Genomic DNA, 17,016 nt, shown 5'->3' with positions numbered 1-17,016 from the left:
CCTTGTGCGACATCGATAGGTCGCGATCTGTCGTTCGTTATCCCGTTCAATGGTCGTTCCCGTGTCTTTCAATTACCTCGCCCATGCGCTGGCCTGTCGGCGCTCGAGCCGTGCCGCCAAACGCGACAGCGGCCAGCACAGCGCAAAGTAGAGCGCGCCGACCACTGAAAAGACCATCAGCGGCTGAAACGTGGCGTTATTGATGATCTGGCCGGCGCGGGTAATTTCGGTAAATCCGATGATGGCGGCGAGCGATGTGCCTTTGACGATCTGCACCAGATAGCCCACCGTCGGCGCAATCGCGATGCGGGCCGCTTGCGGCAGGACGACATCGCGCATTCGGTTAAACCACGACAACGAGAGTGCCTGCGCGGCCTCAACCTGACCGTGCGGCACCGCTTCGATGCACCCGCGCCAGATTTCCCCGAGAAACGCGGCGCTATTCAGAATGAGTGCGATACCCGCAGCAATCCACGGATCGATTTCCAGCCCGAGCACCGGCGCGCCAAAGAAAATCAGAAACAGTTGCAGCAGCAGCGGCGTGCCCTGAAACAGCTTGATGAAGGCGAGGGCGGCGTTGCGCAACCCGACGATGCCTGAGGTGCGGGCGAGGGCAACGATCAGGCCGAGCACCGCGCCGCCGGCAAACGCAATGGCGGACAGGGCAAGCGTCCAGCGCGCCGCTTCGACGATGAACCAGAACTCCGGCCAACCGAAAGTCCGCATCGCGTGTGCTCCGTATCGGGTTCAGGTCTGGCGACGCTCGGGAAAATCGAGCGTGCGGCGGTAGATCACACGAAAGAGCGCGGAAAACGCCAGCGAGAGCAGCAGATAGATGGCGGCGACCACGATATAGATCTCGAAGCTGCGGAACGTCTGCGATTGCAGATTGGCGGCCACCGAAGTCAGGTCGTCCGCCGAGATGACAGAGACCACCGCCGAGCTGAGCATCAGCAAGATGAACTGACTGGTGAGCGCGGGGTAAATCGCCTTGAGCGCAGGCTTGAGAATAACGAAGCGAAAGATTTCCCAAGGCTTGAGGTTGAGCGCAAGCCCGGCTTCGATCTGCCCGCGCGGAACGGCATCGATGCCGGCGCGAATGATCTCGGTGGCGTAGGCGCCGAGGTTGACGACCATTGCCGTGAGCGCTGCCGTATGCGGACTCCAGCGCAACCCGACGGCGGGCAGCGCGAAGAAAAAGAAGAACAACTGAACGAGGAAGGGGGTGTTGCGGATCAGCTCGATATAGGCGTTCACGAGCCATCGCACGGGTCCGGGGCCGGAGGTTTTGCCCCACGCGCAGACGATGGCGAGCGCCAGTCCGAGCACCATGGCGGTGGCCGACAGTTCGATGGTGATCCAGGTGCCCTTGAGTAGCAGTGGCCACGCCGCAAAGACGTCGCCGAACGCAAACGTGTAATGCAAGGAAGTCCCCCGCGAGCGCTGACGGTGCCCGGAGCGATGTTAGCGGGCGACGCACCATGCGTCCACTCAGCACAAACCCGAGCGAAATGGCGGCGTGGTGATTCGGTGGGCGAAAAAAAACGGTGCCGAATCTCGGCACCGTTTGACTGCATATCGGCAAGTTTTGCGATATTCGCTGCTGCCGGTGGGGCGGCAGCGCATCGCGCAAGACTTACTGTGCAGCGTCCTTCACCTTCTTCAGCGAGCGAACCTTCACGCGCGTCGAAGCCGGCTTGGCGGCGAACTCACGTTCTTGCTTCGTGAACGGGTCGATGCCACGGCGCTTCGGCTTGGCGGCGATCTTCTGCGTCGTGACCTTGAACAGGCCATGCAGCGTGAATTCGCCAGCGCCCTTCTTGTGCAGGGCGCCGAGAATGGTGTTCTCGAGCGCGGCCAGCACTGCCTTGACGGTCTTCACTTCGACAGCAGCACGCTCTGCGAGGTGTGCGGCGAGTTGCGTCTTGTTGAGCGAGTCCTTGAGCGGCGTGACCTTGTCGGTCGCTGCTGCCTTCGGTGCTGCCTTCGGTGCGACTGCCTTCTTCACCGGAGCCTTTTTAGCGGCCGGAGCCTTTTTCGCTACCGGAGCTTTTTTTGCCACAGGGGCCTTCTTAGCTGCTGCTTTCTTTGCCGTTGCCATATCGATCCAATCGATGAGAATAAGAAAGTGCCGTCGTAGAACGGCCACCCGAATGATACGTCTTGCTGCGCCGACGATTCTACCTAAGAAATCGCTTTCTGCGAGTAGTGCGCAAATTATGTTGCGCGCTTGCCGCATAAGGTTTCTCAGCGCGCGAGCCGTATTTCGAAGTGTTTTGCGAGTGTTTCGTTCGCGACGTGACACAGCGTCTTTGTCGCGTTGTGTCACTCGCGGGTTCCGCGCCGTCGTTTTTCTTTGTCTTACTTTGTCCTGAACCGGATCTGAAACTTGCCCGCAGCGCGCTCAAAAACGCTGCATCTGGCAGGTTTCGCAGCGTCCGTCGCGGTTGCACCAGGCGTCGGTGAGCGTCGTGCCATCGGCCCCGAAAGTGATGTCGTGCTTCGCGCCGTAGCTGCCGGCAAGTTGCAGACGGTCGCCCGCGAGCGTGCCTTGCACGGTGGTGTGGATGTTCGGTTCGACGTCGTCGACGTTGCCGGTAACCTGCGCACCATTGAGCGCCAGCGCCATGAGACGCGTCATCGGCGAGCCCCAGAAACCCCACCACGGCGGTGCATTCGTGCACAGGCCGCGCCAGCGGCCCGACGGATTTACCACGCGCATCGGTGCGGCGGCGGTGGCCGGCGTGGCTGCCGATGGCGGGATCGGCGGGGTGACGATGGTTGCGCCGGCAGGTGCCGGGGCATTGATTGCGGCGACGTCGCGTGCGACTTCCGGCGAGCCCGAGGTCGACGCGTTGACGGCATTCAGGCCGGCCGTGTCGCCAATGGAACTTGGCATGGGCGTCGCCGTTGGCGTGGGCGCGGCGGACGATGGCGCAGCACTTGCGGGCGCGGATGGCATCGACGATGCGGGTACGTAAGTGGTGGCGTTGTTGGCTGGCGCTGCCGGTGCGGGTGCCAGCGGCGCAGCGCTGAACGTGCCCGGCGCGCCGCTCAACCGTGCCATGTCCGGCGACAAACCGTCGTTCGGCACCGGCGTGGCGGCCGCAGCGCAGACGTGGCATGACAGGCTCGACAGGCTGTTGCGCGTGAGCGGGCGCGTGCCGAACATGCGCTGCCCGCCTTGCGAACCGTCACGCAGGATGGTGACGTAAGCGGTGTCGTCCAGCCGGTAATCGACCTTGGCGCACGACGGCGCATTGGTTTGCAGCGTGACGTCGGCCGAGTAGGCCCCGTTGCTCGCGAACACCGGAATGACCGCGACGGACGCCGAACAATCGGCAATGATGCGCGCGCAGTCGCATCCGGCGACCGGCTCGTGTGCGCTGCCACCGGCCTGCGCTTGTGCAAGACCGGCCGTAGCAAGCGTACCGAGCATGCTCGCGACGAGCCATCCTGCCGCGATACTCCATGACTTGAATCCCCGCATGACGTTTCCCCGAATGTGGCGGTGTGTCCTATGCAGCGGATAGTCAATCAAAAGGCGTCCGCTGACAAGTGTCGAACGGGTGGAAAACGCTGTAAACAAAGGGAAAATAAACGACGAACAGAGGGCGGAAATCGCAAGTCGTCGATGGATCGCGTGCCATTTCAGCGTCATCCTGATGTGACGCTTAGCGCGTGTGCGTCGCCGATCGAGCGGTCTACACTGGCGATTCGTGGCCATGCGAGCCACAGCCCACTGGAGACATGCATGACCGTCAATCGCCCGTCCCACGTGCCCCCGCCGTCAGAAGCCGCCTCGCAACGTGCCACCAGAAGCACGGATTTATCAGGGATTCCCAACGTTCCACCCTCCGCAAAACGCGTGCTTGCGATGCTCGCGACGCTGTTCTTCGCGATGGGGTTGATCACCTCGCTCAACGACATTCTCGTGCCGCACTTCAAGGCCGCGTTCGATTTGACGTATCGCGACGCCGCGCTCATCCAGTCGAGTTTCTTCGCGGCTTACTTCGTGGTGTCGTATCCGGCCGGGCAGTACACGGCGCGAGTGGGCTATCGGCGGGCGCTGGCGAGTTCGCTCTGGCTGGCCGGTTTGGGCTGCGCGCTGTTCTTCCCGGCGGCGGCGCTGGTGTCGTATCCGTGCTTTCTCGCCGCGCTGTTCGTGCTCGCGAGCGGCATCACGTTGCTGCAAGTGGCCGTCAACGCGTATGTCGAAACACTGGGCTCGCGCGGTGAGGCAGCAAGCCGCCTCACGTTGGTGCAGGCATTCAACTCGTTGGGTACGACGGTCGGCCCGCCGCTCGCTGCGCTGTGGATTCTCGCGCCGCAGGCGGCGACGGCCACGGGACACGCGGTGGACAGCGTGCGCCTGCCGTACGGCCTTCTGGCCGCGGTGCTGATGTTGGGCGGTGTGGTGCTGTGGCGACTGACGCTACCCGAGCAACGTGCCGAAGCCACCACGCCGCCGGGGTTGATCGGCAACGTGCGCAGCCTGCTTGCGCACCGCCCGCTGCGCTACGGCATCGTGGCGCTCTTTCTGTATGTCGGGGCCGAGGTGAGCATCGGCAGCTTTCTCATCGTCTACCTGACGCATACCGATACCGGTATTACCGACCATGGTCACGCCAGCCGCTACCTTGCGTTTTACTGGGGCGGGGCGATGGTCGGACGGTTCATCGGCGCGTGGCTGCTGCGGCAGGTGTCGCCCGGCAAGTTGTTGAGCCTGTGCGCGTTGTACAACCTGCTGCTGATTCTCGCGTCGTTCGCCTTGCCGGCATCGTTCGCCATGTGGCTGCTGCTTGCGTGCGGTTTGGGCAACGCGATCATGTTCCCGACGATCTTCTCGCTCTCGGTGGGCGGTCTCGGCGCCCGTGTGAGCGAAGGCGGAGGACTCATCTGCATGGCCATCGTCGGCGGTGCCGTGCTGCCGTATCTGCAAGGCGCGCTCGCGGACGGCATCGGCGTGGTCATGTCGTTTCTGGTGCCGGCTGCCGCCTATTGTTATATCGCCGGCTTCGGCGCGTGGTGCGCACGCACATCGCCGGAACTTGGCAATCAGCCTGCTTTGCCGAACGTGTAACGGCCGAAGATGAACAGCACGTTGCCGTTGCCTTTGCCACCGGGAATATAGGTGGTCGCCACCGACGCGCGGCCCACGGCGACTTCTGCAATGGGCAGCGCGGCAGGGAACGGAAAGCCGCCGAGCGTATCGGTGCGCGACATCAGAAAGGCGGTATAGCCGAGCCCGAAACGCACGGGCCCGGCTTTCGCCACATTCCAGATCCGCCCATAGCCGATCATCGGCGACCAGTCGTTATGCGAGTCCTTGAAGACCATCGCATACAACATGCGCGAGCCGTCGTTGCCATCCGAGAGCACGCGGCCGTAGCCGATACCCCACGGGTTTTCGTTGAACTGCGAGATTTTTTCGGGCGTGTACGCGAAGCGCAAATGATGCGTATGCAGCGGCACGTAGAGATCGCTCGCGCCTTCGACTGCGATATCGCGGAACTCGTCCGCAATGGCGCCCGGCCACGCGGCGATGCCACTGCGCTGGGGCTCTTCGGTGGCACGGACATCGATCGACCACGAAAGCGCCAGCGCCGTCGTCAGTGCGGCAAGTGTGGGGACGGCGCGTAGAGACGAACGCGAAGGAACACTGGCAAGACGAGACAGCGGAAAGCGTGAGGGGGGCGGTACGACACAAATCGATTGCGCGAGCCGCCCGTTGTTCTGGGGGTTCGGAGACGTCATGAGGAAAGGCGTGGGTTAGCTGTGAAAAGACGGCGGTGATAAGCCGACTAACTAGACTCGCCCCTCGTCGCGAAAGTTCGTCCTTCTGGCTAATTGGGAAGATGCCCACGCAAGAAGCGTTCGGTGACCGAACCTGCTGCTTCGCGCATAAGTGCTTTCGTATCAAGCAGATACGCCAGATATGGGCGGGTTATGCACCGGGTTGTGAACATTTTCTGTGGATAACCGTAAGCCACACCATCCGAAGGCGGCCGCGTCGACAAACGTGCCACCGCGGCCATCACCTGCCTCGACATTGGCGCATCTATTGCGCGCCGCACTTTTTCCTCTTCGCATCAAGCACTTGAGATAGCTATCCGCAAGTTGTCCACTGGCTTGCAAACAAATTCTGTGGATAACGTTACCCCGTCGAAACACGCGTCGTGCCTCGATTTGCAGCGATTGGCACAACTTTCGCGCTCTGCATTTCTTCCCTGTCGAATCAGTCACTTGCGATGCTTTTCCGCAAGTTATCAACGGGCTTGTGAACAAAAAGTGTGGATAAGCCGACGCCAGATTCGTTGATTTCTAACATCTCAATATATGAGATCAATGTTTACATATTGACATTAAAGCAACGGCGGAATTACGATGCGCCTCATACCGGTAAGCGGTGGACGGATACGTTCAGGAGACGACAGTGACGGAACGACGCAAACAGAAAGTGGCGATCATTGGTTCGGGCAACATCGGCACCGACCTCATGATCAAGGTGATGCGCAATAGCGAGCATCTGGAAATGGGCGCGATGGTCGGTATCGATCCGGCGTCCGACGGACTGGCGCGCGCGCAGCGCCTCGGTGTGCCGGTGACTTCCGGCGGTATCGAAGGCCTGCTGGCCATGCCCGGCTTTGAAGACATTCGTATTGCGTTCGACGCCACGTCGGCCAAAGCGCACGCGCATCACAACGAACTGCTGCAAGCGCGCGGCGTGCAGGTGATCGATCTGACGCCGGCGGCCATCGGGCCGTACGTGATTCCGTCGATCAACCTCGACGCGCATCTCGACGCCACCAACATCAATATGGTCACGTGCGGCGGTCAGGCCACGATTCCGATGGTCGCGGCCATCTCGCAAGTGGCGAAAGTGCATTACGCCGAAATCGTCGCGTCGATTTCGAGCAAGTCGGCCGGCCCGGGCACGCGCGCCAACATCGACGAGTTCACCGAAACCACGTCGAAGGCGATCGAAGTGTTGGGCGGCGCATCGCGCGGCAAGGCGATCATCGTGCTGAATCCGGCCGAGCCGCCGCTCATCATGCGCGACACCGTGTTCGTGCTGTCCGAGCCGGGCGATCAGGCCGCCATCGAAGCCAGCATCCAGACGATGGTCGACAAGGTGCACGCCTACGTGCCGGGCTATCGCCTCAAGCAGAAAGTGCAATTTGAACTGTTCGACGCGTCGCGTCCGCTCAACGTGCCGGGTCTGGGCAAGCTGACGGGTCTGAAGACGTCGGTATTCCTCGAAGTGGAAGGGGCTGCGCACTACCTGCCGGCCTATGCAGGCAACCTCGACATCATGACCAGCGCCGCGCTGGCGTGTGCCGATCGTATCGCCGCCACTCGTCTGGCCCTCGCGGCCTGAACGCCGCACGCTCTTCGGGAAGACACCTCACCATGACGCAGAAAAAACTCTATATCTCCGACGTGACGCTGCGCGACGGCAGCCACGCCATCCGTCACCAGTACAGCATCGCCAATGTGAAGGCGATTGCGGCGGCGCTCGATGCCGCCCGCGTCGATTCGATCGAAGTCGCCCACGGCGACGGTTTGTCGGGATCGAGCTTCAACTACGGGTTTGGCGCGCACACCGATCTCGAATGGATTGCCGCTGTTGCTGAAACCGTTCAGCACGCCAAGGTCGCGACACTGTTGCTGCCGGGCGTGGGCACCGTGCACGACCTGCGCGAAGCCTATGACGCCGGTGCCCGCGTGGTGCGTATCGCCACGCACTGCACTGAGGCCGACGTTTCGCGTCAGCACATTGAATACGCCCGCGAACTGGGGATGGACACCGTCGGCTTTCTGATGATGAGCCACATGACCACGCCGCAGCATCTGGCGGAGCAGGCCAAGCTGATGGAGTCGTACGGCGCGACGTGTATCTACGTGGTGGACTCGGGCGGCGCACTGGGCATGACCGACGTGCGCGATCGTTTCCGCGCGTTCAAGGACGTGCTCAACGCCGACACCCTGACCGGCATGCACGCGCACCACAACCTGAGTCTGGGGGTGGCGAACTCGATCGTGGCCGTGGAAGAGGGCTGCGACCGTATCGACGCGAGCCTCGCGGGCATGGGCGCGGGCGCCGGCAATGCGCCGCTCGAAGTGTTTATTGCGGCGGCGTCGCGTCTGGGCTGGAATCATGGCTGCGACCTGTACACCCTGATGGATGCTGCCGACGACATCGTGCGTCCGTTGCAGGATCGCGCCGTGCGCGTGGATCGCGAGACGCTGGCGCTGGGGTATGCCGGTGTGTACTCGAGCTTCCTGCGTCACGCCGAAGCGGCAGCGGCGCGCTATGACCTGAAGACGGTCGACATTCTGGTCGAACTGGGTCAGCGCCGCATGGTCGGCGGACAGGAAGACATGATTGTGGACGTTGCGCTCGACCTGCTCAAGCGCCGCGCTGCCTGACGATTTCACCCAAGCAGTTGTAGCATCTCGGCAAGTCTTCACGCCGGCCATTCTCACGAAGGGCCGGCGTTTTTTATTTGCGCTTATTCTCGAATGAGAGAGCGGGTGACGCCGCTCAGCGCGTGTTGCCCGACCAGCCGAGTTGCTGGCTGATGCGTGCGGCGGCGTCCTTCACGCGCGGCACGAGTTCCTGCATGCGCTCGCGGCTCATGTACTTGGTGGTGCTCGACACACTGATCGCCGCCACGATGCGCTGGCTGGCGTCATAGATCGGCGCGGCCACGCAGCGAATCGTCGGGGTGTCGTCTTCCAGATCGAACGCATAGCCCTGACGGGCATAGTCGCGCATGCGCGTGAGCCATGGCGCCGTGTCGATTGGATGGGCGGGCACTTGCGTCTGATAGTGCTCCAGCTGCGCCCGCCATTCGGCTTCGTCCTGATCGAGCAGCAGCGCCTTGCCCACACCCGTCACGCAAATCGGCTTGCGACCGCCGATGCGAGAGCTGATTTCCACCGCCCGTTGACCGGGCAGCTTGTCGAGATACATCACCTCCCAGCCATCGGCCACGGCCAGATGCACGGTGTCCTGCGTCTCGCTGGCAAGGGCTTCGAGCGTGGGGCGAGCCACACGCGGCAAGTCGATCTGCCGGTAGGCGAGAAAGCCGAGTTCGATGAGCTTGTTGCCGAGCCGGTAGCCGCGACGCGGCTCGAAGCGCAGATAACCGGCATGCACCAACGCTGACGCAATGCGATGCGTGGTCGACGACGTGATGCCCAGATGGGCGGACAGCGCGGGCACAGTATCGATACCGGCGGCAACGGCTTCGACGATATCGAGGCCGCGAAACAGCGTCTGGCTCGCGAGCGTGCGCGGACGTTCCCCTTCCGAAGCTTTCGCCATCACGCGCCTCCGAGCGCGAGCAAGCGCTCATACACATAGCACTTGAGGGCGACGTAATGGGCGGGTTCGAGCGACGGCAATTCGATGCCGTGCAGATGTGCACCGTCGTCGTTTTGCTGGATACCGCGAATCGTACCGGTGGCTTCCACGGGCATATCGATATCGCCGACTCGCACACGAAAAGCCAGTTTCATCGTGTCGCCGGGCGCGCCGAGCGGGGTGTCGGTCAGCAGCGACACGCCTTCAGCGCTCACGTCCTGCAACAGGGCGAGATGTTTGGCGTCACCCATCGTGATCGAAGCAACCAGACGGGCAGAGACGCGTTGCGAGCGGCGCAGCACCTTGCGGCGGATCTGTGCGGGCGCGGACAGCACCACGTACTCGAACGGCATGCGCTCCACGCGCTCGACCGTGCAGACGAAGTGATAGATGTCTTCCCCCGAGAACGTCCACAGTTCGAGACGCTCGCTGGCCTGCAACGAGGGGGGCGCCGAGCGGCCGGTCGGTGCGGTGACGAACAGCATCTGATTCGGTGCATGGCCGATGACGCGCGTACGAATGCGCTGCGAACCGGCGCCGGGCGGCAACTGAATCTGAAGCCAATCGCCGGGGCGCAGGTTGAGGTCGGTGAGTCCGTACTGCGTTTGTGCGCCGCCTGCGGTATCGGTGGCGGCGGTGGCCGCCACTGCGCCTGCGGCAGGCGTGTCAGTGCTTGCTTCGGTGTCGGCAGCCGCACCCTCGTCAGTGCCCACTTCGGTGTCGGCACCGAGTGTCGCGACGCGATGCGGCGCGAATGACGTGAACAGCCAGTCGAGACCCGCTTGGGTCGGGACGAGATCGCCCTCTGCCAGCAGCGGGTCGCCGTTACGGTCGACGACGGCCCAGAGCAAGGGTTCGCCGAGGGGGATGTCGGCGGGCGTGAGCGCTACGAGTGGCAACGACGATGACGTGGCTGAAGACATGGCAGAAGACGTGGCAGTAGGCGAGTGAGCGTGGCGCGCGTCATGCGCGCAGCAGAATTCGTGCGGCGTCGAACCGTGGCAAGACAGGGCAGACACGGCGGACGTCAGTGGTCCGAAGTCTACCGCGCCGCATTGGCACTTGGCGAGAGGCGACGCGGCACGGCAACGACGATCATGCTTTTGCGGTGTGTGCAGCTTGCGTAAGTGGGCGCTCGCTGGGGGAGGCGTCGTTTGACGATTTGCGCGGTGATTTGCTGTTTTCCCGTCATGGGCTTGCGGCGGGCGCTGCGACTTCCACGTGCCCGCTCGATCGGCTGTCGCGAGTGGCCCCATCGTCCCCCTATGGTCGACGGTTTGCCAGCGGCCATCGAGACCATCGAGACCATCGAGGCCATCGAGGCCATCGATTTATGCTGGTGGACACCATCAGGCAAGGAGGAATTCATGCCATATCAGGTCGCCATCCGGGCGGAAGCGGCACGAGACGCGCGCAGAGGCTGCTCATGGAACGGGGTACGCGGGGCGAGTTTTGCGCGCGCACATGAACAGGTCGCGCACCGTAGTTCGCGGCATGCCGACATTGCCGAGCGCCTCATGCGCACGTCCAACAGCATGCGTGATCTCGGCCCCCACGTCCTGTCGACGCGCCGTGCGATGCGTCGAGACCTGACGGATGCCTTCACGCGCGCGTGGGCGGGTCTTTGGGTGACGACCGGCCCGTGCCAGCACTTCTATCGTAAGGAGTTCGATCTCGCCCACGAGCGGGATGTGCGACTGGCGACGCAACTCGAACACATCGAGACGACGCTGACCAGTCCGACGTCCGCCGAGACGGGGGCCGAGTGCGCGCCGGTTGAAGACTCTCTCGACGCAGCGGCCGGTGACATCGCCAGGTGGTTGCAGACCATGAGTACGACCGGCGACAGGGGATGGCATTTTCGCGTGGCGCGCGATCTGCTGTCGTTGCTTGGCAATGTGTCGTTGCTCGCGATCATCGGCGAACGGTTCTATCGCGACGCGGCGCAGGCAGACGTCTCGCCCACGCAGGTCGGCGGCCTGTGGCCGGGCGCTGCGGCGGCGAACACGCCGTTCGATATCGCGTGGGCCGACTGGACGCTACTGAGCTTCGAGGGGCTGAAGGGACTGATCACGCAATCGCTGGGCTCGCCAACGCTCATTCGTCACCACGCGGTCGATGAAGTGCTCAAGCGCATGGATGCGGGTTGCCGGTTGCTCGCCGCGTGTCTGCCTGAGGACGTGCCGGGCAGGACGGGCGCGGCAGCGTCGCCGCCTTCCTCATGGCGTGATGCGCTGGGCACGCTCACGCGCTTGCGTGACGTGGCGACCCTGTTCACGCTGGCGAATTCGGCGGTGCCTCCGGCGCGGCTGATCCTTTGGGTGTCGTCGTGGCTGGGGCCTGAAGCGCGCGGTCTCGATAGCGACCGGGGCGTGCTGCGCGTGGCGGGGCTTGTGCTCGACAGTTGCCGGGCGGTGACGAGTCTCGCCGGCACGTGGGCACGCAAGGTGGCGTTTGCCCACGACGCTCGCAAGTTGCGCAATCGGTGGCAGGCGCTCGGTGACGCGGTACGGCGCGTGCCGGAGGCCGAATTGGCGATGGTGATGCGGCATGTGGCGCGCGTCATGAAGCTGTCGATTCATTGCGACACGGCGTTGCTAGCGAAAATCGCCTCGGACACGGGCTTGTGCCGCTTTCTTCTGGATCATCCCGATCCTCTGACGGTGAACGCGATCGCGCAGGCCTGCGAGCGCTTCGGTGTGCCGAGCCACCCATCGATCACGGGCAACATGTCGTTCCTGAGTCTGCAACCGGCGGAGAGTTCGTGGGGCAAACGCTGGCGCGACGACGGGTGGCAATGGAGCGGCGCAACGTCAGTGCGCGCCGCGTATCGGGTGTTGCTGGCGTATCAGCACTACGGCGCGATGTTGCCTGAGTGGTTGATGGCAAGTGGTCCAAGCGCGAAGGACGGCAACTCACCGGCGTCTGGCGCCCGCACGCCTGGTGGCCGATCGACACCGGGTTCGGTAGCAACCGTGTGCATCGATATCGACGACATGGCTGCCCACGAAACGCGCCTGTGAGCCCGTTCGGCAGGCGCCGCGTCGTGTGCGTCATCACACGATCACACGGGTGGTTCAAATCCGGCCACGAGCGCATCGAGCAGGTGGCGTACCGCCGGCACCATGCCACGTCGCGTCGGAAAGATCGCATGCACGAGCCCCGGTGCCGTCGACAGATTCGGCAACAGCCGGCGCAAGTGCCCGGCGAGCAAGTCTTCTTTCACGAACTCGGCAGGCAGCAGCGCCACGCCGACGCCGTTCATGGCCGCCATGCGCAGGCTGTCGAGATCGTCCGTCGCCAGCCGGGGCCGATGGGTGAGGGCGGCGACCTGACCCTCGGCATCGAGCAACTGCCACGTATGGCGCTCGTTCTTGCTGGCCATCGAGAGCGTTGGCCAATCCTTCAATGCGTCGAGCGAGGTGGGCGCGGCATATTGCTTTGCCAACGCTGGGCTGGCGACGAGCACCAGCGCAGACAGCCCCAACTGACGCACCGCGAGGTCGGTGTCGTCCAGCGGCGGGAGTCTGACGCGAATGGCGAAATCCAGACCCTCTTCAATGACGTCCACGCGACGGTTGGTGGCATCGAGCAGCACCTGAACCTGCGGATTCTCCTGCACGTACCGCGAGATGATTCCGGTGATGCCGGAACGCAATAAGCCCAGCGGGCAACTGATTCGCACCGTGCCTTGGGGCTGGCTGCGGGTCTGATCGATCAGGTCTTTGGCGGCGCGTGACTCCGCGACGAGCGCGAGACAGTGCTGATGAAACTGGCGCCCGGTTTCCGTAAGCGACAGACTTCGGCTCGTGCGATTGAGCAGGCGCACACCCAGCTCTTCTTCCAGCGCGCGCACCCGCCGGCTCAGCTTCGACGTTTGCAGACCGAGATGGCGGGCGGCGGCGGTGAAGCTGCCGTGCTCGACCACCTCGGCAAAGAGCCTGAGGTCATTGAGATCAGAGATCGGGTCCATTGGGGCGAAGGCTCCATTAGCGTCCACATGCGATTACTTGCGTCCGTATCGTTCTACAGGAAGCAACGATGCTTTTCAATATGGGAGATATGCAGGTCATCTTTGCGCGAATAGCATTCCATCCATTGCCAGAGCCCCCGTAGACATCCGCGAGTGGTTCAGGCGCGTGAATCAAGGAGATAGCCATGCTTGCGCATCGGCGTGCGGAAATGCTCGACAGCGTCGACCACGGTTGGCTGCGGGCGAAGTATCACTTTCAGGTCAGCCCGGCAGGCAACCCGGCGCACCGGGCGCTCGGTCCGCTGATCGTCTGGAACGACGACGAAATTGCGGTGGACGGCGGTTTTCCGTTTCACGGGCACCGCGACGTGGAAATCATCACTTACGTCCGGCAGGGCGTGCTCGGACACCGCGACACGCTGGGTTCGGAAGGCACGATCCGTGCGGGCGACGTTCAGGTGATGAGCGCGGGCACGGGCATTCGTCACGCCGAGTTCAACAAGGGCGACGTGCCGCTCAAGCTCTTCCAGATCTGGTTGAAGCCACGTGCGGACGGCGGCAAACCGCACTGGGACACGCGGGCGTTCCCCAAAGCCAAGGTGATTTCCAGCGGTGCGAATGGTTTCAATCGTGCCAATGGCGCCAATGGTTCCGTCGGTTCCGACGCGCCATCGAGCGCTGACGGCAAAGGGCGCTTCACGGTCCTTGCCAGCGGCTACTACGCGAGCGACGAGGGCGCGCTGCCCATACGCGCCGATGCACGGCTGCTGGGGACAACACTCGCGGCTGGCGAAACGGTCCGGCACACGCTTGGGCCGTCGCGCAGCGCCTATCTCGTGGTCGCAGCCGGTCGCATCGCGATCAACGGCGAGCCCATGGGGCCGCTGGACGGCGTGGCAATGACGGACGTCTCAACGGCCGAGATCACCGCTTTCGAAGACGCTGAACTGGTCATGGTGGAGACCGGTTGAGCCTCGACTTTTTCACTCCACCTCTTGGTTTTTCTCTTTCCTCTCTCTTTTCGATTTCACAGGACTTTTTGCGATGAACAACTACAAATTTCTTCCTTTGCTGGGCCGCATTCTGCTCGGCGCACCGTTTCTCATGAGCGGGTTGGGCAAGCTCGGCGCGCATGCCGCCACGGTCGGATACATCGGCGCGGTCGGTCTTCCGGCGCCTTCGCTTGCGTATCTCGTCGCGGTGCTCGTTGAAGCGGGCGGCGGCCTGCTGCTGATTACGGGCTTCCGTGCCCGTCCGGTGTCGCTGGTGCTGGCGCTCTTTTCGCTCGCGACTGCGGTGTTTTTCCATCACAACTTCGGCGATCAGAACCAGATGATCCACTTCCTGAAGAACGTGATGATGGCCGGCGGTTTGCTCCAGATCACCTATTTCGGTGCGGGTGCCTACAGTCTCGATGCACGTGCCAAGGCCGCCGCGTTGCGTGGCTCGGTGCCAAGCGCGTCTTGAGTTTGCGCGCCGATCCAAATCCGACCACGTAGTTGAGCAAGTCCCCCGACTCAATCAGGAGTGTTTCAAATGGCTAAGGTTCTCGTTCTGTATTACTCGTCGTATGGGCACATCGAGGCGCTCGCCGATGCGATCGCAGAAGGTGCCCGCTCGACGGGCGCCGTGGTCGACATCAAGCGCGTACCGGAAACCGTGCCCGAAGAGGCCGCCAAGGCGGCTTACTTCAAGCTCGACCAGCAGGCGCCGGTAGCGACGGTCGCCGAACTCGCCGATTACGACGCCATCGTGGTCGGCACGCCGACCCGCTTCGGCCGCATTTCCTCGCAGATGGCGGCATTTCTCGATCAGGCGGGTGGTCTGTGGATGCGCGGTGCGTTGAATGGCAAGGTCGGCGGCGCTTTCACCTCCAGCGCGACGCAGCATGGTGGTCAGGAGACGACATTGTTCTCGATCATCACCAATCTGCTGCACTTCGGCATGACCATCGTCGGCTTGCCGTACAGCCATCAGGGGCAAATGACGTTGGACGAAGTCGTGGGCGGCGCGCCGTACGGTGCGACAACCATTGCCGGCGGACAAGGGCAACGTCAGCCGAGCGCCATCGAACTTGCCGGTGCGCGACATCAGGGTGAGTTGATTGCCCGGACGGCGAGCAAGTTGTTCGACTGACCGGCGCCGTGGCGCACGCATGAACGAAGCAAAGACGTGCGCCACGTCCGCTTGAACCGAGATTTATGGGAGCAAGATCATGACCCACGATATTCCGACGCTGCTGCAACGCAATCTCGATATGTTTGGCGAGAACGACCCGGTGCGCCGGCGCGCGCTCATCGACGCGTTCTACACGGACGATTGCGTGTTTTACGACCCGAACATGGGCGTCTATCGCGGGCGTGACCAACTCGACCGGATCGCCGGTGCCATCAAGGCCACGCATCCTGAATTCAAGTACCAGCCGATTGCGTTGCCCGATGTATCAGGCGACGGCGGGCGAATTCGCTGGGTCTCCGGGCGCCCCGGTTATGCCCCCGAATACGCCGGGACGGATGTCATTCTGGCGCGGGACGGCCGGATCGCCGCCATCTATCTCTTCTTCGATCCGCTGCCTTGAGGGTGCGACAACACACGAAACAGATGGAGTGTTGAAGACACCGTCACCCCTGCGCCATGACCTGCTGCGCGATGGCGGTCGTAATGCCGATCTTGTCGTGACGCACGCGCTCCAGCAGGCCGATGCTGCGTTGCTCGGTCACGCCCGGCAACGCGATGATGCGCAGCGTTTCCTCATGGGCCCACGTGGCGTTGCGCAGCATGGGCACCACGGCGACGCCCAGCCCTTGGCGCACTAGCGCGACGATGCCTTCGATCGAACTCAGTTCCAGATACTCATTGACCTTAACGCGTTGACGTCGCACCGCGCGATCGATCAGTGCGCCGGTGCGTTGCGTTTTGTCGAAGCGCAGAAAGCGCTCCGTCGACAGTAGCCGTGCCGCCGGTGCGGGCTTCATGTCTGCTGGTGTCAGCAGCACCAGCGACTCCTTGTACAGCGGTGTCCAGCGCACGCCTGCCGGCCGGCGCCCCGGGGGCTCGACGAGCACGGCGCAATCGATATCGCCCGCATCGAGCTGCGCGGTCAACTCGATCGATCGCGCCGTCTGGATCAGAACGTCGAGATGCGGTTGCGCATCCTTGATCTGCGAGACGGCGGCGGCCAGCGCGCTGACGGCTGACTCGACCGTGCCGATGCTGACTGTCCCGGCCGGGGTTTCAATCCCCGACGCCAGCATCTGCATCGTCTGGTATTGCGCCAGCAACTGCTTGGCGTGCGGCAGCAACGCGCGGCCCATGGCATTGAGCGCCACCGACCGGCCCACCCGGTCGAACAGCGCGTGATCGAATTCTTCTTCCAGCGCACGCATCTGCATGCTCACGGCCGATTGCGTCATCGCCAGATGCTCGGCGGCTGAGGCAAACGAGCCGTAGCGCGCAACTGCCGTAAAAGTGCGCATGAATCGCAGGTTGCTCACGGGGGTGCCTCGCAGGTTCTGCCTGATTTTGCTGGGTTGTGGGGGCCGTCGGCGTCTTTCAATTCAACAAAAAAGTTGCGATGACGGATCACAAATTCTAGCTTTTATTGGTTTTTTGGCACAAGCAGAATGGGTCGATGCGAGTGCAGTCGGCTTGCCACGGTAAAACTTCGAGA

At 63.0% G+C, this 17,016-nt stretch carries 17 protein-coding genes; 8 read left to right on the top strand and 9 right to left on the bottom strand.

Going from position 1 to position 17,016, the window contains the following annotated elements:
• Positions 1 to 72: 72 nt before the first annotated feature.
• From CDV44_RS13645 to CDV44_RS13630, 4 genes are all read right to left on the bottom strand, one after another.
• The gene (locus tag CDV44_RS13645; RefSeq protein WP_087688481.1) at positions 73 to 726 is read right to left on the bottom strand and encodes an amino acid ABC transporter permease; all 654 of its coding nucleotides are present in this window, start codon (positions 724 to 726) and stop codon (positions 73 to 75) included.
• A gap of 21 nt (positions 727 to 747) precedes the next feature.
• Complete coding sequence (locus tag CDV44_RS13640; RefSeq protein ID WP_058379704.1) at positions 748 to 1,425, bottom strand: amino acid ABC transporter permease; 678 nt, start codon at positions 1,423 to 1,425, stop codon at positions 748 to 750.
• 211 nt (positions 1,426 to 1,636) lie between these two features.
• The gene (locus CDV44_RS13635) at positions 1,637 to 2,101 is read right to left on the bottom strand and encodes an HU family DNA-binding protein (protein ID WP_087688480.1); all 465 of its coding nucleotides are present in this window, start codon (positions 2,099 to 2,101) and stop codon (positions 1,637 to 1,639) included.
• Between the two features lie 303 nt (positions 2,102 to 2,404).
• On the bottom strand, positions 2,405 to 3,490 hold the full coding sequence (locus CDV44_RS13630) for a hypothetical protein (protein WP_087688479.1): 1,086 nt from the start codon (positions 3,488 to 3,490) through the stop codon (positions 2,405 to 2,407).
• Between the two features lie 387 nt (positions 3,491 to 3,877).
• On the opposite strand from CDV44_RS13630, the gene CDV44_RS13625 reads away from it, so the two are divergent.
• On the top strand, positions 3,878 to 5,083 hold the full coding sequence (locus CDV44_RS13625) for a sugar MFS transporter (RefSeq protein ID WP_249277568.1): 1,206 nt from the start codon (positions 3,878 to 3,880) through the stop codon (positions 5,081 to 5,083).
• Here CDV44_RS13625 and pagP read toward each other — a convergent pair.
• On the bottom strand, positions 5,059 to 5,757 hold the full coding sequence (gene pagP, locus CDV44_RS13620) for a lipid IV(A) palmitoyltransferase PagP (protein WP_087688477.1): 699 nt from the start codon (positions 5,755 to 5,757) through the stop codon (positions 5,059 to 5,061). The two genes, CDV44_RS13625 and pagP, sit on opposite strands and share 25 nt — an antisense overlap.
• A gap of 679 nt (positions 5,758 to 6,436) precedes the next feature.
• On the opposite strand from pagP, the gene CDV44_RS13615 reads away from it, so the two are divergent.
• Positions 6,437 to 7,381: an acetaldehyde dehydrogenase (acetylating) gene (locus tag CDV44_RS13615; protein WP_058379700.1), complete on the top strand. Its 945-nt coding sequence runs from the start codon at positions 6,437 to 6,439 to the stop codon at positions 7,379 to 7,381.
• 32 nt (positions 7,382 to 7,413) lie between these two features.
• Complete coding sequence (gene dmpG, locus CDV44_RS13610; RefSeq protein ID WP_058379699.1) at positions 7,414 to 8,433, top strand: 4-hydroxy-2-oxovalerate aldolase; 1,020 nt, start codon at positions 7,414 to 7,416, stop codon at positions 8,431 to 8,433.
• Between the two features lie 115 nt (positions 8,434 to 8,548).
• On the opposite strand, the gene CDV44_RS13605 is transcribed toward dmpG, so the two are convergent.
• Positions 8,549 to 9,334: an IclR family transcriptional regulator gene (locus CDV44_RS13605; protein WP_087688476.1), complete on the bottom strand. Its 786-nt coding sequence runs from the start codon at positions 9,332 to 9,334 to the stop codon at positions 8,549 to 8,551.
• On the bottom strand, positions 9,334 to 10,296 hold the full coding sequence (locus CDV44_RS13600) for a flagellar brake protein (RefSeq protein WP_170935979.1): 963 nt from the start codon (positions 10,294 to 10,296) through the stop codon (positions 9,334 to 9,336). Before CDV44_RS13600 ends, CDV44_RS13605 begins: the two co-directional genes overlap by 1 nt.
• 342 nt (positions 10,297 to 10,638) lie before the next feature.
• Between CDV44_RS13600 and CDV44_RS13595 the strand changes: the two genes are divergently transcribed.
• The gene (locus tag CDV44_RS13595) at positions 10,639 to 12,396 is read left to right on the top strand and encodes a hypothetical protein (RefSeq protein WP_087688474.1); all 1,758 of its coding nucleotides are present in this window, start codon (positions 10,639 to 10,641) and stop codon (positions 12,394 to 12,396) included.
• A gap of 41 nt (positions 12,397 to 12,437) precedes the next feature.
• On the opposite strand, the gene CDV44_RS13590 is transcribed toward CDV44_RS13595, so the two are convergent.
• Positions 12,438 to 13,346, bottom strand: a complete 909-nt coding sequence (locus CDV44_RS13590; protein WP_087688473.1) for a LysR substrate-binding domain-containing protein — start codon at positions 13,344 to 13,346, stop codon at positions 12,438 to 12,440.
• A 185-nt stretch (positions 13,347 to 13,531) separates the two neighbouring features.
• On the opposite strand from CDV44_RS13590, the gene CDV44_RS13585 reads away from it, so the two are divergent.
• The 4 genes from CDV44_RS13585 to CDV44_RS13570 all read left to right on the top strand — a co-directional run bounded on the left by CDV44_RS13585 (position 13,532) and on the right by CDV44_RS13570 (position 15,924).
• Positions 13,532 to 14,317 (top strand): pirin family protein, encoded by a 786-nt coding sequence (locus tag CDV44_RS13585; protein WP_087688472.1) that lies wholly within the window; start codon positions 13,532 to 13,534, stop codon positions 14,315 to 14,317.
• 73 nt (positions 14,318 to 14,390) lie between these two features.
• Complete coding sequence (locus tag CDV44_RS13580; RefSeq protein ID WP_087688471.1) at positions 14,391 to 14,813, top strand: DoxX family protein; 423 nt, start codon at positions 14,391 to 14,393, stop codon at positions 14,811 to 14,813.
• A 69-nt stretch (positions 14,814 to 14,882) separates the two neighbouring features.
• Positions 14,883 to 15,482 (top strand): NAD(P)H:quinone oxidoreductase, encoded by a 600-nt coding sequence (gene wrbA, locus CDV44_RS13575; RefSeq protein WP_087688470.1) that lies wholly within the window; start codon positions 14,883 to 14,885, stop codon positions 15,480 to 15,482.
• A gap of 79 nt (positions 15,483 to 15,561) precedes the next feature.
• Positions 15,562 to 15,924 (top strand): nuclear transport factor 2 family protein, encoded by a 363-nt coding sequence (locus CDV44_RS13570; RefSeq protein WP_058380412.1) that lies wholly within the window; start codon positions 15,562 to 15,564, stop codon positions 15,922 to 15,924.
• Between the two features lie 43 nt (positions 15,925 to 15,967).
• Here the strand turns inward: CDV44_RS13570 and CDV44_RS13565 are convergent, their stop codons facing one another.
• The gene (locus tag CDV44_RS13565; RefSeq protein WP_087688469.1) at positions 15,968 to 16,840 is read right to left on the bottom strand and encodes a LysR family transcriptional regulator; all 873 of its coding nucleotides are present in this window, start codon (positions 16,838 to 16,840) and stop codon (positions 15,968 to 15,970) included.
• Positions 16,841 to 17,016: the final 176 nt, after the last annotated feature.

The organism is Pandoraea sp. PE-S2R-1 (assembly GCF_002179865.1).
In the GTDB taxonomy this organism is placed as follows: domain Bacteria; phylum Pseudomonadota; class Gammaproteobacteria; order Burkholderiales; family Burkholderiaceae; genus Pandoraea.
Note: the sequence above shows the minus strand (reverse complement) of the source record. Positions and strands in the feature narration are given on the sequence as shown.